Source organism: Dyella sp. KRB-257, from assembly GCF_049445995.1.
Classification (GTDB): Bacteria; Pseudomonadota; Gammaproteobacteria; order Xanthomonadales; family Rhodanobacteraceae; genus Dyella_A.
The window spans coordinates 22,908-43,669 of the sequence record NZ_JBMSDZ010000010.1 but is presented as its reverse complement, the minus strand read 5'-3'; the positions used below and the strand labels follow the sequence as shown (position 1 = coordinate 43,669).

Genomic DNA, 20,762 nt, shown 5'->3' with positions numbered 1-20,762 from the left:
GAGTGGGTCAGGCGGTCTCGCGCGCCGAGTCGCGGTGCAGGCGTCCGTCGCGGATCTCCAGCACGTGCTGGCCCAGCACCTCGACGTCGGCCGGGTCGTGGGTGATCACCAGCATCTGCACGTCCAGCCGCGCCTGCAGCGCCACCAGTTCGTCGCGCAGGCGGCCGCGCAGCGGCGGGTCGAGCGCGGCGAACGGTTCGTCCAGCAGCAGCAGATCCGGCTGCGGCGCCAGCGCCCGGGCCAGCGCCACGCGCTGCTGCTGACCGCCGGAAATCTGCGCGGGATAGCGGCTGGCCAGGCCGGCCAGCTCGAACGCGTCGAGCCAGCGCCGCGCCGCTTCCGGCACGTTCCGGCGCGAGGGCTGGCGCAGGCCGGACGTCAACCCGAATGCCACGTTCTGCGCCACGGTGAGGTGCGGGAACAGCGCGTAGTCCTGGAACACGTAGCCGATGCGCCGCGCGCGCGCCGGTACATCCACGCCGCGGACATCGTCGAAAAGCGTGCGGCCGCGCACGCCGATGTGGCCGGCGTCCGGTCGCATCAGCCCGGCGATGGCGCGCAGGGTGAGGCTCTTGCCCGAGCCGGAGGGGCCGAACAGCACCACGCGCGGGCTGTCCGAGCGGAACGCCAGCTCCAGCGAGAACGGGCGCTGCGGGTCGGCCATCACGCGGCGGATGTCGACGTCCAGCCGCATCGCTACGCGCTCCTTCGTGGTGCGCGGCCGCGGGTGAGCCGGCCGGCGAGCACCAGCACCGCCACGCAGGTGACCGAGGCCACGATCACCAGCGTGTTGGCACCGGCGTCGTCGCCCGCCTCGATCGCCGAGTAGATCGCCACCGACAGCGTCTGCGTGCGGCCAGGCAGGTTGCCGGCAATCATCAGCGTGGCGCCGAACTCGCCCAGCGCGCGGGCGAAGGCGAGCAGGGCGCCGGCAATGATGCCGCGCGCGGCCAGCGGCAGCGAAACGCGGAAGAACACCGCGAGCGGCGCCAGGCCGAGCACGCGCGCGGCGTCTTCCAGCTGCGGTTCGACGTTCTCGAACGCGGCCCGCGCGGCCTTGTGCACCAGCGGGAAGGCGGCCAGCGTGGCGGCGATCACCGCGCCCTGCCAGGTGAACACCGGGTTGATGCCCCACTGCTCCAGCCAGCCACCGATCACGCCGCGCCGGCCCAGCAGCACCAGCAGGTAGTAGCCGAGCACCGTGGGCGGCAGCACCAGCGGCAGGGTGAGCAGTGCATCGACCGTGTTGCACCAGCGCGAGCGCCAGCGCGACAGTCCGTAGGCCACCGCCACGCCGAGCACGAGGTTCAGCGCGGTCGCCCAGGTGGCGACCTTCAGCGAGAGCAGCAGCGGTTGCCAGATGTCCGGCGTCACGCTCAGGGCGCCAGGAAGCCGGCATCGGCCAGCAGCGCCTGCCCCCTGGCCGAGCGCACGAAGGCGATGAAGGCGCGCGCTTCATCCGCGTGCCTGCTGTGCGCGACCACGGCGATGGGGTAGGTGATGGGTGTGGTCGATGGAATGCGCAGCGCCACGTCCACCTTGCCGCGGGCGATGGCCGCGTCGGTGGCGTAGACGAAGCCGGCGTCGACTTCGCCGCGCACCACGTAGTCCAGGCACTGGCGCACGTTGGCCGTGAGCACGGCCTTGTCTTCCAGGCGCGACGTAAGGCCGGCGCGGTCCAGCACACCCTGGGTGTAGCGACCCACCGGCACCGAGGCCGGGTCGCCCCAGGCGATGCGCTTGAACGAGGCATGGGTGAGATCATCCAGCGTGGTCACCTTCGCGCCGCCGGTCGGCACGATCAGCACCAACTGGTTGGCGGCGAAGTCCACGCGGCTGGCCGGCGCGATCGCCTGCTGCGCCTGCGCCTTGTCCATCGCCACCTGGTCGGCCGAGGCGAACACGTCGGCCGGCGCGCCGTTGGCGATCTGCCGCAGCAGGGTATCGGACGAGGCGAAGTTCAGCACCACATGGGTGCCCGGATGCACCGCCTCGTAGGCCGTGGCTACCGACTGGAACGCATTGGTGAGGCTGGAAGCGGCCGACACCACCAGGTCGTCGGCGTGGGCGCTGCCGGCGAGGCCCGCGAGCGCGAGCATCGCGGCACCTAGGCGGCGTCGTGTCTGTGGCGGGGTCATGCGGGGCGTGCGCCTTCGTTATGTGGATCGCCATATGACGACGAAATCCCGCACGGGACAAGCGCCGGACGCTCAGCGGCTGCGCGCGAGGGCGATCGTGCCGGCGAGCATCAGCAGCGCGGCGAGGGCAAATCCGGCCGCCGGCGAATGCAGGCTCCAGGCCAGCCCCACCGCCGCGCTGGAGACGAACTTAGCCACGCCGTTCACCGTGCCCAGCGCGCCGTAGCTGGTGGCCAGCCGCTCGGGCGGCACTATCGCCGCGGTCACGGTGGACTCCAGCGCCTCCTGCGTCGCCACGTAAAGCCCGGCCACGACGAAGATGCCGGCCAACGCCGGCACGCCCGCGCTGCCGCGCCAGAACACCAGCGCGGTCAGCGTGGCGGTCAGCACACCCAGCGCATAGCCGGCCAGCAGTAGCGGACGATGTCCCACACGGTCGGCCAGCGCGCCGATCGGAAAGGAGGCGAGCACCTGCACTACGTTGCGCCCCACGTAGAGCAGGCCGGCCACCTGCGCCGCGCGCACCACGCCCATCGACGGCGCCAGCAGCGTGGTGGCGGCCAGGATCAGCAGGCTGTGCGAGAAATCGCCGATGCCGAACAAACCGACCGCGCCCAGGTAGCGCTTGAAGCGCGGCGGCAGCGTGCGCAGCGAATGCATCAACTGCAGCGCCGGATTGACCGAGTGCCCCGGATCGCGCACCAGCAGCAGGAACACCAGCACCGCCAGCGCGCCGGGAATCAGCGACAGCCACAGCACCAGCCGGAACGGCCAGGCGGCATCATGCGTGGGCAGGGTCTGCGCCCAGCCGAGCAGGGCCACACCCAGCAGCGGTCCGGCCACCGCGCCCAGCGTGTCCGTGGCGCGATGGAAGCCGAACGCGCGCCCGCGCGTCTCCGCGCGCACCGCCTGCACCACGATGGCGTCGCGCAGCGGACCGCGCAGGCCCTTGCCGAACCATGACAGCAGCCGTCCAGCCAGCAGCAGCGGCCAGCCCGCGGCGAGCGCGATCAGCGCCTGTCCGACCGGCGTCAGCGCATAGCCCACCAGCACCAGCGCCTTGCGATGGCCTAGCTTGTCCGCCACGTGGCCGGCAAGCATCTTGGTGAAGCTCGCCACTGCATCGGCCGCGCCCTCGATCAGCCCGAGCGCCGCCGCCGGCACACCGAGCACGGCGAGAAAGCCCGGCAGGATCACCGTGGTGGTCTCGTAACAGAAATCGCCCAGCGCGCTGGTGATGCCGGCACCGGCCACCGTGCGGTTCAACCAGCGGGGGCCGACAGAATGCGGCGACGGGTGGGCGGTTCTTGGCATCGGTTGTCTCGTGCACGGATGACGCGGCGCGCCAGTCCAGCCATTGGCTTGCCCATGGCGGCCGGTGCAGGGGTCAATTGGCGCCGGACTGTACCCGTGCGCGCCACCTGCGCCGGCTTTTCCGCAACAGGGTGGCGATTATCACGGCCCTGTCGTCGGTGCCACCGAGGCGGTGGTCGAGAAATACGTCCATCAGAACCGCGGCATCCACGCCCAGTGCGTCGCAATAACGTACGTATTCGATCACATCGATGCGGCGTTCGCCACGCTCGCACTTGGAGACGTAGGACTGGGTGGTCCGCAGCCGCCGCGCGAGGCTTGTCTGAGTGATGCCCAATGCCTCGCGCACCTGCAGCATGAAGTCGAGCAGCCGGCGGTACTCGTCATCGTAGATGGAACGCATCATTGCGTTATTTCAGTGGGCGGGGCACCTTAGGGCGGTGCTGACAAGTAGTCCAAAACGGAATATTTTCCCGCTCAAGATCGGTGGGGCCCGGTCGTTAAGGGAAGCGCACGCCCAGCGGCTCATCGGACCGGAAGCGGGCCGATGCCGTGGTCCGTCGGGAAAGCGGCGAGACCGCGTTCCATGGTCCGGTCCGGGCACCAGGCATTTGAAACAGGACATTCCGAACAGACTGGTTTCGGCAGATGACCGATCAGTCAATCACTTCCCATGAACCGGAGAGCGGTCATGCATTTTCCGCAATGGTCGATCAAGGTCAGGCTGATAATCGCTTTGGGCACTCTCGCCACGCTGCTTGCGGCGCTGGGAGCCATGGGTATTTCCGATTTGAGCAGCAGCAATGCTGCCCTGCGCGACATGTATGCAGACAAGCTGATACCCGCCATGTCGTTGGCACGTGGACTGGACCTGCTCGGCAGCGAAAGAACATTCCTGCAACGCGCATTGGGCGCGCGCAATCAGGGTCAGGCCACCACTTACGAACGGTCCCTGCGGAGGGATGACGCTGAACTGATGCAATTACTTGCGAAATTCCATGCGGCGAAACTGTCGCCGGCAGAAAAAACAATCGGCGGCCGGCTGGATGCCGATTACGGGGATTTCCGCAACGCAATGAACCGCGCCGCCAGGGCACTGGACGCGAAACAGTACGATCTTGCGGCGCAGGCCCTGGATGGCGCCGGCGAGAAAAGCTACACCGCCTTGCGTGGCGATATCGGGGACCTGTTCGCCCTGCAGGACAAGAGCGCCAATGCAGCGTATGCCGCCGACGAGCAGAAGGCCTCGCGGTCAGCCAGGACCACGATCGCCTCCATCGCGTTCGGTCTGGCTTTGAGCGGAGCCATCGGTTTTCGGCTGGTACGGTCGATTTCCCGCTCGCTCGCCGAGGCCATGCGCGTGGCCGACAACATCGCGGGGGGCAGGCTCAACAACCGCATCGAGCGGATATCGGCGGACGAGGTCGGCCGTCTGCTGCAATCGCTGGCGCGCATGGATGCGAAGCTCGCCGAGGTGGTGGCCGATGTCCGGGCCGGCGCCGAGTCGGTGAGCACCGCCGCGCGGCAAATCGCGCAGTGCAACGACGACCTGAGCCAGCGCACCCAGGAACAGGCCTCCAGCCTGGAGGAAACGGCCGCCTCGATGGAGGAGATGACCGCCACGGTGAAACAGAACGCCGAGAACGCCTCGCACGCCGATCAACTGGCCCGCGGCGCACGCGAACAGGCCGAGCATGGCGGTGCCGTGGTCAGCAGGGCGGTCGAGGCGATGGGGGCGATCTCGGCCTCCAGCCAGCAGATCGCGGACATCGTCGGCCTGATCGACGAGATCGCCTTCCAGACCAACCTGCTCGCCCTGAACGCCGCCGTGGAAGCGGCCCGCGCCGGCGAGCAGGGACGGGGGTTCGCCGTGGTCGCATCCGAGGTGCGCAACCTTGCCCAGCGCAGCGCTCAGGCGGCCAAGGAGATCAAGACCCTGATCGGTGACAGCGTCGAGCGAGTCCAGCTGGGTTCGAGCCTGGTGGACGAGTCGGGGCATGCGCTCGCGGCCATCGTCGAGAGCATCAAGAAGGTGACCGACATCGTGGCCGAGATCGCCGCGGCGAGTACCGAGCAGTCGGCCGGCATCGAGCAGGTGAACATGGCGGTGACCCAGATGGACGAGGTCACCCAGCAGAACGCCGCGCTGGTGGAGGAGGCGGCCTCGGCGAGCCGCGCCATGGAAGAGCAGGCGATGAACCTGCGCAGGCAGGTGGCCTACTTCCACATCGAGGAAGCCCAGGAGGCCTCCCTCGCACCCGCCCACGATGCACGAATCGGGGGTGCGCATCGGCCGTCTGCGCACGCGGCCGACCACAAGCCGGCTTCGGAGCGGTCGCATCGCGTCGAGGACACATCCGTCTGGAAGGAGTTCTAGTCGATCCGTGCGGTCTCGATCCTTCGACGACATGCGGCGTGCGGCGCAGAGGCTTTCAGGCTTCCACGCGGCATGCGTGCAACACCCACCTGCGGAGCCTTGCATCATGCAGCAACCGACACCCGCCCCCTGGGGCGACCTGCAGCGGCAATCGGGGCGTCTGGCACGGCGCTACGCCCTGCTGGGCGTCCTGTGGCTGGCGGTTTCCGACACAGTGGCCGAATGGATCCCGCCGGGTGCGGGACGGGAAATCTATTTCGCCACCAAGGGGTTGATCTTCATCGCCGTCTCGACCCTGGTCATCTATGGCCTGCAACGCCGCGCGACCCGCCGATTCATCGACAGCAGCAGCCAGTTGGCGCGGCTGGAGCGGGGTTATGCCGAGCTGATCGAGAATCTTCCCATGCCCTGTCTCGTGGTGGAACCCGGCCATGGCGCCATCGTGGAGGCGAATCGGGAGGCACGCGATGTGTATGGGCTTGCGCCGCCCTCTGGGCGGGCCTGCCGGCTGGCGGACCTCGACGTGCAGGCGGGCGCCCCAGAGATGGCCGGACACGTGGCTCGGCGCCGCGGCGAGCAGTTGGTCAAGCACCGACGCGCCGATGGCAGCGAGTTCGATGCGCGACTCCTGACGACCCATCTGGACCGCGCGGACGGCGAGGTCGAACTGGTCATATGCCTCGATGTCACTGCCCAGTTGCGCGAGCAGGAGTTGCAGCGGCTGCAGGCCGGTATCGATCCATTGACCGGGCTGTTGACGCACGGTGCGTTGAGGGAACGCCTCGGGCGGGCGATTCGCGAGGCACCCGAGCACCAACAGATGGCCGTGCTGTTCATCAACATCGATCGCTTCAAGTTGATCAACGATACCCAGGGATATCCGAGCGGCGACCTCCACCTGCGCGAAGTCGCCGCACGGATCGGCGCGTTCGCCGACCGGAACGTCATGGCGGGTCGCTTCGACGGTGACGAGTTCGTTGTCGTGATGACGAAGCCGGCGGCGCCGATGGCGCCCATCGCGCTGGCCAGGAATATTCGCAGCGTGGTCGCCGATACCGGCAATGGCGACGATTTCGCGCTTGCCCGGACGTGCAGCATCGGAATCGCCTGGTGGCCCGAGCACGGCACGGATGTCGACACCCTGCTCAGTGCAGGCGATGCCGCCCTGTGCCATGCCAAGCAGGCGGGCAGGGACCGTGTGGTGCAGTTCGATCCCGGCATGCGCCGCGAGGCCTGGCATTACGTGGAGCTGGTGCAGGGCCTGCGCCAGGCCCTGGCGCTCGGTCGCCTGCATCTGCGCTACCAGCCACAGTTCAGTCTTTCGACCGGACGAATCATCGGACTCGAGGCCTTGTGCGCATGGCGGGAGAGCAACGGCACAGAGATCAAGGCCAGCGAGTTCATTCCTGTCGCCGAACGCAGCGGACAGATCCTGGAGCTTGGGCAATGGGTACTCCGCGAGGCGCTGGGGCAGGCCTGCCGCTGGCTGGCGGAGGGTGCATACGACGGCCCGGTGGCGATCAACGTATCGCCGGTGCAGCTTCGGCAACCGGGCTTCGTCGACGTCGTGCAGTCCACGATCATCTCGGCCGGGCTCCGCACCCAGCTGGTGGAACTGGAAATCACCGAGACCGTCGCCCTGCATCTCGACGAGGAGCTGCGCACGAACCTGGTCCGTCTTGCCGGCATGGGCATCGCCATCACCATCGACGACTTCGGACGCGGCTACTCGAGCCTCTCGCATTTCAAGCGGCTGCCCATCACCCGGGTCAAGATCGATGCCTCGTTCGTCCGCAACGTGGATCGCCTGTCCGACAGCCAGGCGATCGTCGACTCCATGCTGCAGATGGCCCGGGCGCTGGGCATCAGCACGGTGGCCGAAGGGGTCGAACGCAAGGAAGAGGCCTTGTGGCTCAGGGCGCACGGCTGCGACGCCGTCCAGGGCTACCTGTATGCGCGCCCGGCATCGGCCGAGACGCTCGACTTCGCTCGACGTCATGTGCTTGAAGACGAGAGCAAAGCGGATTTCCCGGCCTGAACGGAACGGCCTGGATGATGCCGGCGCGGCATCCATCGCGGCCGGCAGATGGTGCAGGAGTACCTGAAGGATTGATCGCCCCTGCAACTCCCGATCCGATCAGCCGGTCCGATCAGCACGGATCGAACGATGGGGACGTGATGTGCGTGCGGGCAGGGGAGCGGCACACGGTTGAATTCTTTGCACGCGGCAGGCCTCTACCGCGCTCGCCCTTCGGGCGAGCATCTGCTGCACACTGTGCTCGGCAACGATGTGTCCCGAACCAGGCAGCACTATCCGCACGACGATGCAATCGGTCGATGCAATCGACGAGACCTCCGGAATTTTACATAATATACACGTGGCCCGGGTTATCGGCCGAGAAACCCGCCGTGTGCGGCGCTGCGTGCGCGGGGTAGAGGCCTACCGCAAGTGTCACTGCCGCGGCCATCTGCGCCAGCTTTAGCCAGACCTTCCGTGCAGCGGGCGATGCGCGCTCCGCACTGATCGCGACGAACCAACGTTCGGCCGGCTCCTGCATCGCTTTCGTCATCGCGAGCACGTGATCCTCGCTCGGCCAAGACACGCCTTTGCGCCACTGGTGGACCGCTTGCCGCTTGATGTGGAGCGAGTCCGCTACGGCGCTATCTGAGGTCAGCGAGCACGCCTCGCGATACTTGTCAAGCAAATTGTTTACAGCCGACATGTCGCATTCCTCTTGACGGGGTGTCGCAATCTACTTTACGGTCCGCCCCGTCGCAATTCACTTGACGACGACAGGGGACCAAGGATGACTGCTCTAGCCGCTTTCTGCTTCTTTCTGTCCGCCGCCTGGGCCGTCCGGGCCGGCGTGACCCTCCGAAACCTCGTCGCCCGCCAGCGCGCCACGCTGGAAGGGGTGCGCCTGTGAATCGCATTCTGCAGGCCGATCTGATTCTGACGCTGACGGCTGAGCAGGCGGACCGGCTTGCCCAGGTGCTGCGCTGGCCGGATGACGTGGGTCTTACGGACGAGTTGCGCCAGGTGCTTGAGGATCAGTACCGCGCGCAGGGCGTGCAGGGGTTTTCGTCGTGATCCTCCTCCCCGTCCTCTTGCTCCCCCTCGTGTTCTGGCTCGCTGCTGGCCAGCCCTGGTATCAGGTCGCCCACGCGTTTGGTCTGTGGGCGTTGGGGTCGTTCTTGTGGGCGCGTCGCTGCGCTCGGTGGGCGCGCGCATGATGGTCGCCGCCGCCTTCGTTGTCCTGGTGCTGAGCTATCCGCTCTCGCACTGGATGGCGCTGCAGCCCTGGTGGGTTCAGTGCAACGTGGTGGTACTCACGAGCTTCGCCGCCTTCTTCTTCGCTGGCCTCGCCAGCCACCACGGGCGCGGTCGCGAATGAGCCCCTCCTATACCTCTTTGCATCCGTTCGCTGCGTTCTTCGGCGATTGCGGCCTCGGGTCCGACCCGAATTCAACCGCTCCGTGCACTGGCACCTATTCGTCGGCGGCTGAGGTTGCGCAGCAAACGTCGTCGGTTCTCTCGTCCGGTAAGTCGCAGGTGATCGCCGTGGGCGCTGCCCTTCTCGTGCTGGCCGCTGTCCTGGTGCTGCTGCGTGTGTTCGTGGGCGCTACTTCGGGGCGGCGCTCGAAGGGCAAAGAGTCCGAGCAATTGACGTGCGAGCGGTGCGGCTCGCCGATCCCGACTGACGACGAGTTCCCGACTAATCACGGGGATCTGTGCGGTGACTGCTTTTTTGACACGCCAGACGGCGTGCTGACGTTGGCGCCAGGGCAGGCCATGTGCATGGCGTGCGGCGTCGTGCTGGAGATGGCCGAGGGCGAGCATTGGGACGGTTGTCCCGCCTGCGGCTTTCATGGATCTGACGAGGACGAAGCGATGGGCGTGTGCTCGGTGTGTGGTGTCGAGTCTGACGAGTTGGTCGGCGATCTGTTCCCCGCGTGCCCGGACTGTGCGGCGGATTCGGAAGAGCGCGCCATTGCTGACGACACGTCGGACGGTCCCAGCGACGAAGAAACGTTCGGCGGCAACCCCGATGGCATTGGTGGCGGCGGGGTGCGCGCATGACGGCCCGGGCTGAGACAACGGTTCTGGTGGACGCGGCCACTGTGTACGCCGAGGGCATGCTCGCTGGCTTGCGCACGGCGTCGGCCATCGTCGGCCGCACGGATGACGCGTTCGCGTCGCATCTGGCGTCGGCGCTCCTCGCCGCAAAGGGTCTGCCGCGTGGTGAGGCGCGGGACACGATTCTGGCCTCGCTGGATCTGCTGCGCCCCGTCGCGCCTCCGCTGAAGCTTCAGGCGCTCGTGCGCGAGTGGCGCGCCACCGTCTATCACAACCAGTGGCTTGCCGAGTGCGGCACGCCAGCGCCGTGCCCTGGGGCGCCTTCTCGCGATCAGCTGCTCGCGCGCATTCACGCGTTTCTGATGACCTTCCCGGACACAGACCATGACTGAGCAAGGGCGTGTGACGCCTGCCGAAGTGGCGGCGGTGGTGGCCGATATCCGCGTGCTGTTCGCGCGTGCCATGGACAACGGCCAGACGTGGCTGGCGTTCTCGTTCGATCTCGCGGCGGGCTCCATCGAGGACAACGCCGAAGTTGCGTTCGGCGAAGACGATGACGGGGGCGCTGATGATCGCGCCGGCTGAGCTTGCGCGGTTCGATTCGCACCTTCGGTGCATGCGCGCCTGGGGCACGCTGGACAAGCTCCCGACTTTCGTGCCGCCGGTGGATCTGTTGCCGCCTCCTGCGCCCGCTGCGGCGCTCCCCGCGCTTCGCGGCAGCTATGACGAACACAAGGCACGCATGCGCGTGCGTGCGGCGCGCGTGTATGCGCATCAGCAATCGGCGCTCGATGCTCCGTTCGCCGAGCTTAAAAAGCAGCAGTGGCAGGCAAGCCAGGGACAGGCGACACAGGCACCCCCGCGCGCGTTAGCGCGCGGGGGGTGCCTGGGGCTTGTCTCTAATGCAACAAGTGGGACGAAGGACAACGCGGACGCATCCGGGCCGGTCCGAGAGAAGATCAAGATCAATCGCTCTGCGCAGCGCATCAAGCGCATGCGGACGGCTGTGGGGCACGCGGCGCGTCTGCTTCACTTCGACGCGCATAGCGAGTTGGCCGCGCAGCGCTGGAACAAGAAGTTCATCACGCTGACGTACCGGCAGCGCGACGGCTGGCGTCCTGGGCACTTCTCGAAGTTCCGCGATGCGCTGCGCCAGTGGTGCAAGCGGCGCAAGGTGCGCTGCCGTTTCGTGTGGGTGGCCGAGCTGCAGGGGCGGGGCGCGGTGCATTACCACGTCGTCGTCTGGCTTCCCAAGGGCAAGTTCCTGCCGTTCGCCGATGCGCAGGGTTGGTGGCCGCACGGCGCGACGAACATCAAGACGGCGCAGTCGCCGATTTCCTACATCGCGAAGTACGCGAGCAAGACGATGGCCAGCGACGTGCACGGTTATCCGCGTGGGGCGCGCATGCATGGCGCTGGCGGGCTGGACGTGGAGTCGCGCCGGCATATCCGTTACTGGCAAGCGCCGTTCTGGGTGCGTGATGCGCTGTCCGGCCGCGCGGATATCCGCAAGGTGACTGGCGGGTACATGGACAGATTTACGGGCGAATTCCTCCCCTCGCCTTGGCGTGTGTGTATTGGCCCGGACGGGGAGCCGTGGGCCTATCGAGTCGATCAACAGGAGACGATGCAATGAAGATCCAAGTTCTGAACCGTGCACCCGAGGCATTTGAGAGCACCTGGGAAGGTGTGACGCGCCAGCGTGTCAAGCAGTGGTGCTTGCTCGAAATCGACGGTCTGCCGACCGCCTTTCAGATCACCGTGGACCCGGGCAAAGAGCACGCCGTGGGCGAGTACGAACTCGCGCCTGAGTCGTACTCGGTGAGTAACGGCCGGCTCACCATGTCGCGCGTGGTGTTGCGAGCGCTGCCGTCGAGCAAGCCGGCTCCTGTCAAGGCCGCTGGCTAAGTCATGTCCGGGGGCATGTACGTGGCGCAGTGCGCGCCAGCCGACGTGGACGCCTCCGGCGCCTGTACTCACATCGTGTGGGTGCAGCAACCCGACACGCTGAGTGTGCCGCCACTTAGCGCGGCCCAGGGTCTTGCATTGTCCGGCGTGATCGCCGGGTGTTGGACCGTGGGTTATCTCGTGCGGCTTTTTCGCAATCAATCACAAAGGTGAAGCAATGAACGCAAAGCAGAAGATGGCCCGATTCGCGGGCCTCGTGGGCGGCATGGTCCTGAGCGGCGTGGCCGCGGCGCAGACCGCTGGCGATGACCTGGTCACGACCGTGACCACCGAGCTGAGTGGTGGCAAGACCCAGTTGTACACGATTGGCGGCGCGGTGTTGGCGCTCGTGGCGGTGGTGGCGCTGATTCGTCACCTCCGCTCGGCGGTGCGCTGATTCGGTGACGTGACCTAGGCCGGGCAGGGCGACTTGCCCGGCTTTTCTTTTGCGAGGAATAGACGTATGGAAGGCTATTTCGTGATGCTGGCGCTGTTGCCGGCGGTTTGGTTGATTTACTCGTGAGTATGCGCGCCGCCTTGCTCGCGGGAGTCGGCGTGTTGCTGCTTGGCATGGCGTCGTCGGTTGCTGCTGAGACATACCCCGACCAGTCCACGGCGTTGGCCGCGTGCAAGGCGTCTGCGCACAGTAATTATCCCGAGCGTCCGCAAGCGACGACGGACTCTTATTGCGGCGTCGCTTATCCGATCTATTCCTCGGATGCTCCGGTAGGTGATCCGACAAGGCCGACCGTTGACGCGGGGTGGGCGGTGTCGCCCGGGCTTAGGGCCTACGGCTTCCCCATCGTGTCGCGGTTCAACTATTTCATTTGGGCGGCGTCTACTACGCCGAGCAACCCATGCGGGACGCTTCCGCACGTTAGCTTGTACGTCGACGGCAAGATGCTCGCCGGCTACACGTTCCCGCAAAACGCTGTGGACCCGAATACGGGTGCGACGGTGCAGTGCGCGATGACGTTCACGCCGTCGGGTGCGCCGATTTTTAACCCGTACAGTGGTAAGTGGCAGACCTACGGCAGCGCGGCGCCGAGTGGCAACCTCGCGAGCGGGTCGGGTGTCAAAGACGGGCAGGGTGGTGACGTGCCTGCGGTGGCGCCGCCTACGGATTTCACGAATACGCCTTCGACGCCTTCGGTGTGCGATTCGGCGAGTTGCTACAACCCGGCGAGTGATCAGTACTGCGCGTCATCGGGCGGGGCGCAGTATTGCGTGTCAGGCGGTACGGCGCGTTCTTCGGCTGGCGGGTGTTCGGGGTCCTCGGTGGTGCTTTGCGGTGGTTCGCCGTCGCCTCCGTTGCCGCCGCCGTCGAAGGTGCCGGACCCGCCCACACAGATCGTGGGGCAGTCGAAGGCGACGCAGGCCAATCCGACGACGGGCGCGACGCTGCCGGTGGTGGTGAACGTTTACAAGCCACCGGATAGCGCGGGTAGCGTCTCAAACGGTCAGACCTCCGGCGACTCCGGGCCGGCGCCGGCATCGTCCTCGCCGTCGAATGGAAGTGCGAGCGGTGGCCAGGACTGCAATTCGCCGCCGATTTGTTCTGGCGACGCGCCGACGTGTGCGGTGGTGTCTCAAAGCTGGTTGCAGCGCTGCGGCACGAGCAAGTCTGACGCGGACGGCGACGGCATGCCGGATTGGGTGACGAAGGGCCTGGACGACGTGGGGCCGCCTGTTGGTGACACGCCGGTGGGCTCCGTGGTGAAAACGGAAACCACCGACACGAGCGTGATTGACGAAAGCGGCTGGGCGGGCAACACGTGTCCGCAGTTGCCGACGGTGACGCTATTGGGCACCGAAGTGACGTTCGGGGATCAGACGTTGTTCTGTAAGTGGCTCTCAGTCCTGCGCGGTATTTTTTTGTTGATCTGCGCGTTTATCTCTGCGCGAATTCTTGCCGGGAGTAAAAGCTGATGCCCGCCGTATTCGCCGCGCTTGGCCGCATGCTGATGTGGCTCGTTTCTACGTATCTCGGCCAGTGGATTTTAAAGGCGCTGTTGGCGCTCGGAATCGGCATCGTTATTCACGAGATTGCATTACCGGATCTGATTGCGTACGCGCGCACAAAAAGCTATCTGATGGATTCGTTTGTTTTTCAAGCATTCGGTGCGTTGGGCGGCGATGTGGGTATGACTATGATTTTGTCGAGCGCCGTCGCAGCCGCAACCGGTAGCGTGGCACTTAAGGCGCTGGCGAAATGATCACACTGATTTCGGGACAGCCTGGGCACGGTAAGACGCTGCGGGCGATGGAGCTTGCGGTTGAGGCTAAAGCGAAGGGCCGTGCGGTGTACGTTCACGGCGTGCGGGGGCTGGATTACGCTGCGGCGGGGTTTTTCCCGTTGGATGATCCGAAGCAATGGCAGGCGTTGCCCGATGGTGCGTTCGTAGTGCTGGACGAATGCTATTCGGTGTTTCCGCGACGTGCGCCGGGTGCTAATACCCCCGATTACGTCAAGGCTATGGCGACCCACCGGCATCGCGGGTTTGATTTCGTGTTGATCTGCCAGCAGGCGAAGCAGCAGATTGACGGCTTTTTGCTGGGGCTCGTGGAGTGGCACGAGCACGTCAGGCGGAAAGCCGGATTAAAAGGCGCGATTATTCTTTGCTGGGACAAGTTCGCCGAGAACACGAGCAATAGTCAGATAAAGAAGCCGTGGAAATATCCTGCACAGTTGATGCAGCGGAATTTGTACGAATCGACGGTCATGGATACAACCCGCGTGCGGGTGCCGTGGTTCGTGTGGGCGTTGCCGCTGGCGCTTGCCGGGCTGGGGCTGCTGGTGTGGCGCGTGACGGGCTTTTTCTCGCCGGACGAGCACAAGCCGGCAAAGGTGGCGGCCGCTGCGGTGCCGAAGCCTGAGCCCAAGCCAAAGCAGGCGGAGCCGCGCGCGGCTGGCCAATCGTTCGCAGCGGGTGCGAGCCGGCCTGACGATCTGGTGTCGTTCTTTAAGCCTCGAATTGAGGGCCAGCCCTGGACAGCTCCTGCGTACGATGGCCGCGCCGTGGTCGCTGAGCCCGAGGTGTATTGCATCGCGGTCGAGGACGGCCGGTGCAGCTGTAAGACGGAACAGGGGACCCGCTACGTGGTCGAGCCGAAGATCTGTCGCTCAATCGCCGCTGACGGCGTGTATAACCCGTACCGTCGCCCAGCGCGTGACGTGCAGGGCGGTCAGGTCGCGCAGCAGCAGGAACAGCCGGCGCAGGCTCCTGGCGTTGATCGGTCTGGTGCCGGTGTGTCGGCCTCGGCCGGCTGGCCCGGTGGTGTGGGTGCGCAGACGTACACGCCTCCCGGTGCGCCGGGCTCGTGGCATGCTGATGCGTTTGGTGGTTCCGGGAAGGGGAGTTGATATGGACGATTTCGAGCTGCGTCTGGATGGTGAGCAATTGCAAACGGTGCTTGACGCTCTCCGCATAGCCTCCAGGTACGACGAACACGTTTTCGCCCAGCGTGCGCGTGATCTCTACGACGAGCTGCGGCTGGTCTGGCTGGACCGTCAGTCGGCGGAGCTTCAGCCCCTTGATGACGATTCGGAGCGTTCGTGACATGCGGCAGCTGCTGGCTGGTGTGCTTTACGCGATCGGGGCGGTGTTTATGCTTCCCGGCCTCCTGCTTGTGCGCCTGGGCTTCGTGTGCGAGGGCCCTGGTGCTGCGCACGCGATGAAGCATCGCATCCTGCGTCGGTGGTTCCCTTAGCCTCTAGCCCGCTTCTGCTGTCCGCAGGACGGGTGCGCTCCTTTGCTGTCGGCAAGGCGGTGAAGGGCATACAGGGGGCTCCTGCCCCCTGCACCAATACCCCGGGCCACCTTCCCCCGCGCCTCCCCGCCGAACCGCTTTTTCGATACCCTCGGGCTTCGTCAAGGGTGGGTATTCGCATGGATGGATCGAGCAAGATTGCGCTGGGCATCATCGGCGCGGCCGTCGTCGGCGTCGCCGGCTTCGTGGGCTACAACGAATATTCCCGCCAGCGGGATCTGCGCGACCTAATGGATTTCGTCGGCGGCGTGCAGTCATCCGCGCAGGAAATGCAGCAAAGCGCCGCCATGGATGCTGCGCAGGCATCGGCCCGGGCGGCAGCTCGCCGCGACGCGCTTCAACGCTCCCGGATGCTTTCTCCGGTCGAGCGCTGCATCGCCGGCACCGTCGTTACAGTCAGTGGATCGACGTACACGCAGGCCACGGGCTCGGACGGTCGTCCGGTCGCTTGCTCGGGGCGTTATCGCCTTCGGTAGCCTCGGCGATCCAGCGCAGAAACAGGCGTGAGGTGGTCGGCTTGAGCCGTGGTGCTCCGGGTCCATGGCCGGGCGGTATCAACGCGTCACCGCGCATCTTCCAGCCCGACCACGGCCCGACGAAGTCATAGCGGCAGTTGATCCGGTCGGCGATCATCTGCGCAATGTCGGTGAGCGTCACGACTTGACCCGATGGGGTCTCGAACTCCTGGTCTGCGTCGTTCCAGATCCAGTTCAGGCGCTTTCGCTTGCGGCCCACTGGTGCGCTCCATGCGAGAGGGGGCGTAGCGCCTTGCACACCGCGTGCCAGCTCTGCCGCAGCCAGCGTCCAAGAGTTGACATAATATACATTATGCGCAATCAAGGATGCTCCCAAGGGGCACCCGAAACCGCGCCGCAAACGTGCGTGGCACCTGTCCCCTGACGGTTTCCGCGAGCTGCGGCATAGCTGCTTTCTGAGCCCGAAGGCCTGCGCGGAATTCCTCGGCATGTCACTGCGGACGGTCCGGCATTGGGACGCCGGCCGTAACCGGGTGCCGTGGTCTGTGGTCCGGCTGCTGCGCCTGCGGCGGCTGGGCGATCTCGGTGCGCTGAACGACCAGTGGTCCGGCTGGACCCTCAACCGCAACGGCCTGTGGTCCCCGGATGGTAAGCGGCCATGCGCCACTTGTGGATTACCTGCGAGCAAGCCCTGAGCTATCGGCTCGCAACGTGGATGCGTGATGTGGGGAATCCGGGAAAAGTCAACGGCCTCAACTCGATTTTTGCCTACAGGCGCATCCTTGCGCCATCCTGCACGCATCCCTGCTAGTCAACCCTGTTCCGATCGGAACCGCTCCGCTGTCCAGACTCGGAGTTCTTGTGACTCTGCTGGCCCGCCTTGACGTGCTGCTCATGGTTTGAATGATCGCCACCGCCGTGCGAGCCAGACTGGCCCCTTCCAGCCGCTTGGCTGCCTTCAGAGTTCTTGTGGCTCTGCTGACCGGCCTTGACATGCTGTTCGTGGCTACCGCCTTGGTTCGACTTGCTCGACTCGCTCATTTTCGTCTCCTGCTGTAGGGATGCGGACAAACGGTTGTATCCGCATCCATATCGTGATGTTCGCCTCCAAAATTTGGCGTGCTTGAGAGATGACGAACTCAGAGACGTTGGTGAAACCGAGCTCTTGCAGGCGGGGCATCTCTGTCTGACCGGCAAGATCCAACTGCTCAATGTTCGTGGCCGGCTTTGGACTCGCGTGACGACAAATAGGCGCTGGCTACACTGTACGTGGACAGTGCGATGGCAATTCTTTTGATCTATCCATGAGATGGAGGAAACGCTTGTGCCCATGTCGCGGCCCGACCCGCGTTTGAATGCCTTGCCGTCGCACTCGACCTCTTCGCATCCACGGCCCCGTCAGTCTCTCTTGCCACAGGTGATGAGGTTTCTTCCACTCCGCTTGATCACGCATCGATCTGAGAGGGCGACTACCAAGCCAACCTCGAAACCGACCTTGACTTTTGGAGCGTCGGCTGACGCTGGTGGTTCACTGAGGACAGCGATGCGTTCGGTTTTGGAATGGGAGCGGCTTGATAGCAACAAGTGGACACTCGCCTGACCAGCATAGGAGCAGTAACGAATTCGGGCGGCTCTACGCCAGGTGCCGCAGAGGTTGATGCTGCCAGCAAGGACAGCGCTTGGGCTCCGATGTTGCAACTTGACTGGAGACGTCATCACTACAAAGCGAGACTAGACATGCAGCTTGACAGGCCGGCTCTATGCGTGCGGTTCCGCCTCTGAGTGGCCCGGCGAAAGGCTACTTTGCGAAGCCACGGAACATGTCGCAACGACATGCGGTTGCGGCATACGACTGACGACTGTCCCGGTTTCACCCGGAAAAAACGCGGCAACGACTTTGCCTACTTCGATTCCAGTGGTCGACGCATCCGTGATCCAGCAGTGCTTGAGCGAATCCAATCTTTGGCTATTCCGCCTGCATATGAAGATGTGTGGATTTGCCCCGACCCGCGTGGTCACCTGCAGGCGACTGGCCGCGACGCCAAGGGGCGCAAGCAGTACCGCTATCACCCGCAATGGCGCCGCCTGCGCGACTTTGGGAAATTCGAGCGCATGGCGAGCTTCGGTTTTGCGCTGCCTGCGATGCGTCGGCGGGTCGGTCACGACCTTGCTACCAGCGGATTGCCGCGGAAGAAGGTACTCGCACTGATCGTCAGGATTCTCGATCAGACGGCTATCCGTATCGGCAACGAATCGTATGTGACGCAGAACGGCCATTTTGGCCTCACCACACTGCGGGAACGCCATGTGCGCATTGAGAACGGAAACCTGGAATTGCATTTTCGCGCAAAGGGCGGCCAACGATGCAAGCTTCAGCTGAAGGACCGTCGGGTGACGAATATCATTCGGCGTATGCACCGCCTGCCAGGCCAGCGTCTTTTTCGCTACCGCGACGAGCATGGCCGGCTCCGCCCTGTTGATTCCGGCGCCGTGAATCATTACCTCCAGGAGCACATGGGCGAAGCCTTTACTGCCAAAGACTTTCGCACCTGGACGGGCACTCTCGAGGCCGCGATGCGGCTCGCTGAGCTGCCTTACGATCCACACATGAGCGAACGCAAACGTCGGCAGTTGCTCAATCAGGTGGTGCAGGAAGTCGCAGAGGTTCTCCGCAACACGCCCGAGGTGTGTCGGCGCGCATATATCCACCCAGCGATATTTGAGGCATGGGCCAGCGGACACTTACAGCAGGCGATGGCCGGCGTCTCAGGTAGCCGCACACGGCATGCTGAATGGGTGGTCGCCGGTCTGCTCGACAAGTTGGAAGGCGGATCACGCCGGTAGACCTCACGAACACTTTTCCCGCTGACCACCTACCACGAAGCGCAAGGAGCGTGGGCAGTAGAAGCTATTCGGGCTGCAAAGCCCTCCGTGCGGTCCCTATTTCCGTCGCTTTTTGGCCCATGGAACCTCCATGGGTCGGCGAAGCGGCGGAAATAGGGAACGCACAGCCGGATTCGCAGCCCGGCCGAGCAAAAGTCCGACAGGTTGCTACCTAGGAGCGATCATTCGTGTGAGTACATCACTTCGGCAGCTTAGCTGGCACAAACGGCGATACCGGGTCGCTGGCGGGGAAAGTTTCCTCCAACGCCTCATCCTGGTTCTCGCTCTCGCGATGCTTTCGCTGCAGACGCTGCTGGTCCGTCTCGTAATTTGATCCTGACTCATTCGTCCCTGATGGCGCGGTAGCGGGGTCCTTGCGGTCGCGAGAGCTAGTGTCTTCGTGGTTGTTCTTTGTCATGGCAAGGTCTCGATCCAACTGAGCGACATGTATATACCTGACGAGGTCAACTGTCCGTTGAATTTTCGGCTGCCGGGGTTGATGGATTGCATGTCGAAGTCGGATGAACAGCCCATCAGAGCAGCGCTGTCGAACTGGTCCAGCATCTTGTCGCGCAGCTTCTGCTTTGCGGCGCTCACGGTGCTATCTGCACATGGTTTATTGACGCATGGCAGGCTAGCGTGGGCCTCGTTAACCGTCGCATCACTCTGGTATCCGCAGGCTTTCCTCGCGCTTACGCCGCGCGCTACGAACACATGCTGCGAACACATGCTGAAGGAATGGCAGCGTCTGCTGTAGCGCGACCAGGGTTTCGGGTCGACGCCACGAGTTATCGCGAATTGATATACGGGAGAGCGTTATGGCGAGACCTATCTGGACGGGCACGTTGTCGTTTGGATTACTCAACGTACCGGTATCGCTCATGTCCGGCGAACGCAGCGTCGACCTGCACTTTCGCATGCTCGACAGCCGCAGCAACACGCCCATCCGCTACGAACGCGTCAATGCGGAGACTGGCGACGAGGTGCCTTGGAAGGACATCGTCAAGGCATTCGAATACAAAAAGGGGAGCTACGTCGTGCTCGATCCGGACGACATCAAGGCGGCATCCGCGGAAGGGCGCGAGACTGTGGAGGTGGAGGCTTTTGTCGATGCTGCTTCAATCGGTCCCGAGTACTTCGAGAAGCCGTACGTGCTGGTGCCCGGCAAGAAGGCGGAAAAGGGCTATGTGCTGTTGCGCGAGACACTCAAGCGCACCGGCAAGATCGGCATCGCCCGCGTGGTGATCCGCACACGCGAATATCTGTCCGCCGTGATGCCGCGCGGCCAGGCGTTGCAGCTGGTGTTGCTGCGCTATCCGCAGGAACTGGTGGATCTGGAGGAGTATCGCCTGCCTGCCAGATCGACTAGCGACTACCGCATCGCCGCGAAGGAAATGGCGATGGCCGAACAGCTGATCGAATCGATGTCCAGCAACTGGGCGCCGGGCGACTACCGCGACGAATTCCGCGACCGCCTGCGCAAGGTGATCGACAAGCGCCTCAAGTCCAAGGGCGTGGTCACGGCCGAAGAGAGTGCGGAGGAAGCGCCGGCCGAGAACGCCTCTACCAATGTGGTCGACTTCATGGCCTTGCTCAAGAAGAGCCTAGACACCAACAAGCGCACGCCGGCAAGGCACGCCGCGCCGAAGGCGACGAATAAACGCGCGTCCACCAGGGCAGCGAAGAAGGCCCCCGCCAAGCGCAGCGCAGCCAAGAGCAAAAAGACGAGCGGCGCCAGAAAATCGCGCAAGTCGGGCTAACTGTCCACGGTGTAGCGG

General features: G+C 64.8%; 24 protein-coding genes. 17 read left to right on the top strand and 7 right to left on the bottom strand.

Features of this window, described 5'->3' with window-relative positions; all coding sequences use genetic code 11:
- Positions 1-7: 7 nt before the first annotated feature.
- The 5 genes from ACO2Q2_RS09810 to ACO2Q2_RS09790 all read right to left on the bottom strand — a co-directional run bounded on the left by ACO2Q2_RS09810 (position 8) and on the right by ACO2Q2_RS09790 (position 3,858).
- Entirely contained in the window at positions 8-694 is a 687-nt protein-coding gene (locus ACO2Q2_RS09810) for an ABC transporter ATP-binding protein (RefSeq protein ID WP_423255587.1), read from the bottom strand.
- Between the two features lie 2 nt (positions 695-696).
- Entirely contained in the window at positions 697-1,374 is a 678-nt protein-coding gene (gene modB / locus ACO2Q2_RS09805) for a molybdate ABC transporter permease subunit (RefSeq protein WP_423255586.1), read from the bottom strand.
- A 2-nt stretch (positions 1,375-1,376) separates the two neighbouring features.
- On the bottom strand, positions 1,377-2,099 hold the full coding sequence (gene modA, locus ACO2Q2_RS09800; protein WP_423255585.1) for a molybdate ABC transporter substrate-binding protein: 723 nt from the start codon (positions 2,097-2,099) through the stop codon (positions 1,377-1,379).
- Between the two features lie 111 nt (positions 2,100-2,210).
- Positions 2,211-3,452: an MFS transporter gene (locus ACO2Q2_RS09795; RefSeq protein ID WP_423255584.1), complete on the bottom strand. Its 1,242-nt coding sequence runs from the start codon at positions 3,450-3,452 to the stop codon at positions 2,211-2,213.
- Positions 3,453-3,525: 73 nt separating this feature from the next.
- Positions 3,526-3,858, bottom strand: coding sequence for a helix-turn-helix domain-containing protein (locus tag ACO2Q2_RS09790; RefSeq protein ID WP_423255583.1), 333 nt, complete (start codon positions 3,856-3,858; stop codon positions 3,526-3,528).
- A gap of 285 nt (positions 3,859-4,143) precedes the next feature.
- Between ACO2Q2_RS09790 and ACO2Q2_RS09785 the strand changes: the two genes are divergently transcribed.
- Both ACO2Q2_RS09785 and ACO2Q2_RS09780 read left to right on the top strand, forming a co-directional pair.
- Positions 4,144-5,829, top strand: a complete 1,686-nt coding sequence (locus ACO2Q2_RS09785) for a methyl-accepting chemotaxis protein (RefSeq protein WP_423255582.1) — start codon at positions 4,144-4,146, stop codon at positions 5,827-5,829.
- A gap of 106 nt (positions 5,830-5,935) precedes the next feature.
- A complete protein-coding gene (locus ACO2Q2_RS09780) occupies positions 5,936-7,867 on the top strand; it encodes a putative bifunctional diguanylate cyclase/phosphodiesterase (protein ID WP_423255581.1) in 1,932 nt (643 codons plus the stop codon).
- Positions 7,868-8,192: 325 nt separating this feature from the next.
- On the opposite strand, the gene ACO2Q2_RS09775 is transcribed toward ACO2Q2_RS09780, so the two are convergent.
- Positions 8,193-8,552 carry a hypothetical protein gene (locus tag ACO2Q2_RS09775; RefSeq protein WP_423255580.1) on the bottom strand — a complete coding sequence of 120 codons (360 nt, stop codon included), beginning with the start codon at positions 8,550-8,552 and terminating at the stop codon, positions 8,193-8,195.
- Positions 8,553-8,752: 200 nt separating this feature from the next.
- Here ACO2Q2_RS09775 and ACO2Q2_RS09770 point away from each other — a divergent pair, with 200 nt between their 5' ends.
- From ACO2Q2_RS09770 to ACO2Q2_RS09705, 14 genes are all read left to right on the top strand, one after another.
- The gene (locus ACO2Q2_RS09770; protein WP_423255579.1) at positions 8,753-8,920 is read left to right on the top strand and encodes a hypothetical protein; all 168 of its coding nucleotides are present in this window, start codon (positions 8,753-8,755) and stop codon (positions 8,918-8,920) included.
- A gap of 106 nt (positions 8,921-9,026) precedes the next feature.
- Positions 9,027-9,224 (top strand): hypothetical protein, encoded by a 198-nt coding sequence (locus tag ACO2Q2_RS09765; RefSeq protein ID WP_423255578.1) that lies wholly within the window; start codon positions 9,027-9,029, stop codon positions 9,222-9,224.
- On the top strand, positions 9,221-9,910 hold the full coding sequence (locus tag ACO2Q2_RS09760) for a hypothetical protein (protein ID WP_423255577.1): 690 nt from the start codon (positions 9,221-9,223) through the stop codon (positions 9,908-9,910). Before ACO2Q2_RS09765 ends, ACO2Q2_RS09760 begins: the two co-directional genes overlap by 4 nt.
- On the top strand, positions 9,907-10,299 hold the full coding sequence (locus ACO2Q2_RS09755; protein WP_423255576.1) for a hypothetical protein: 393 nt from the start codon (positions 9,907-9,909) through the stop codon (positions 10,297-10,299). The genes ACO2Q2_RS09760 and ACO2Q2_RS09755 overlap by 4 nt, the downstream gene beginning before the upstream one ends.
- Entirely contained in the window at positions 10,292-10,492 is a 201-nt protein-coding gene (locus ACO2Q2_RS09750; protein WP_423255575.1) for a hypothetical protein, read from the top strand. Before ACO2Q2_RS09755 ends, ACO2Q2_RS09750 begins: the two co-directional genes overlap by 8 nt.
- On the top strand, positions 10,461-11,543 hold the full coding sequence (locus tag ACO2Q2_RS09745) for a rolling circle replication-associated protein (RefSeq protein ID WP_423255574.1): 1,083 nt from the start codon (positions 10,461-10,463) through the stop codon (positions 11,541-11,543). Before ACO2Q2_RS09750 ends, ACO2Q2_RS09745 begins: the two co-directional genes overlap by 32 nt.
- Complete coding sequence (locus ACO2Q2_RS09740) at positions 11,540-11,815, top strand: hypothetical protein (RefSeq protein ID WP_423255573.1); 276 nt, start codon at positions 11,540-11,542, stop codon at positions 11,813-11,815. The genes ACO2Q2_RS09745 and ACO2Q2_RS09740 overlap by 4 nt, the downstream gene beginning before the upstream one ends.
- 217 nt (positions 11,816-12,032) lie before the next feature.
- On the top strand, positions 12,033-12,251 hold the full coding sequence (locus tag ACO2Q2_RS09735) for a major capsid protein (protein WP_423255572.1): 219 nt from the start codon (positions 12,033-12,035) through the stop codon (positions 12,249-12,251).
- A 122-nt stretch (positions 12,252-12,373) separates the two neighbouring features.
- Positions 12,374-13,783, top strand: a complete 1,410-nt coding sequence (locus ACO2Q2_RS09730; RefSeq protein ID WP_423255571.1) for a hypothetical protein — start codon at positions 12,374-12,376, stop codon at positions 13,781-13,783.
- Entirely contained in the window at positions 13,783-14,070 is a 288-nt protein-coding gene (locus ACO2Q2_RS09725) for a hypothetical protein (RefSeq protein WP_423255570.1), read from the top strand. Before ACO2Q2_RS09730 ends, ACO2Q2_RS09725 begins: the two co-directional genes overlap by 1 nt.
- Complete coding sequence (locus ACO2Q2_RS09720) at positions 14,067-15,218, top strand: zonular occludens toxin domain-containing protein (RefSeq protein WP_423255569.1); 1,152 nt, start codon at positions 14,067-14,069, stop codon at positions 15,216-15,218. The genes ACO2Q2_RS09725 and ACO2Q2_RS09720 overlap by 4 nt, the downstream gene beginning before the upstream one ends.
- Position 15,219: 1 nt before the next feature.
- Complete coding sequence (locus ACO2Q2_RS09715) at positions 15,220-15,414, top strand: hypothetical protein (protein ID WP_423255568.1); 195 nt, start codon at positions 15,220-15,222, stop codon at positions 15,412-15,414.
- Between the two features lie 330 nt (positions 15,415-15,744).
- Positions 15,745-16,101: a hypothetical protein gene (locus tag ACO2Q2_RS09710; RefSeq protein ID WP_423255567.1), complete on the top strand. Its 357-nt coding sequence runs from the start codon at positions 15,745-15,747 to the stop codon at positions 16,099-16,101.
- A 1,833-nt stretch (positions 16,102-17,934) separates the two neighbouring features.
- Positions 17,935-18,945, top strand: a complete 1,011-nt coding sequence (locus tag ACO2Q2_RS09705) for a DNA topoisomerase IB (RefSeq protein ID WP_423255566.1) — start codon at positions 17,935-17,937, stop codon at positions 18,943-18,945.
- A gap of 453 nt (positions 18,946-19,398) precedes the next feature.
- Here ACO2Q2_RS09705 and ACO2Q2_RS09700 read toward each other — a convergent pair whose 3' ends face one another.
- Positions 19,399-19,581, bottom strand: coding sequence for a hypothetical protein (locus tag ACO2Q2_RS09700; RefSeq protein WP_423255565.1), 183 nt, complete (start codon positions 19,579-19,581; stop codon positions 19,399-19,401).
- 221 nt (positions 19,582-19,802) lie between these two features.
- On the opposite strand from ACO2Q2_RS09700, the gene ACO2Q2_RS09695 reads away from it, so the two are divergent.
- On the top strand, positions 19,803-20,744 hold the full coding sequence (locus ACO2Q2_RS09695; RefSeq protein WP_423255564.1) for a Ku protein: 942 nt from the start codon (positions 19,803-19,805) through the stop codon (positions 20,742-20,744).
- Positions 20,745-20,762: the final 18 nt, after the last annotated feature.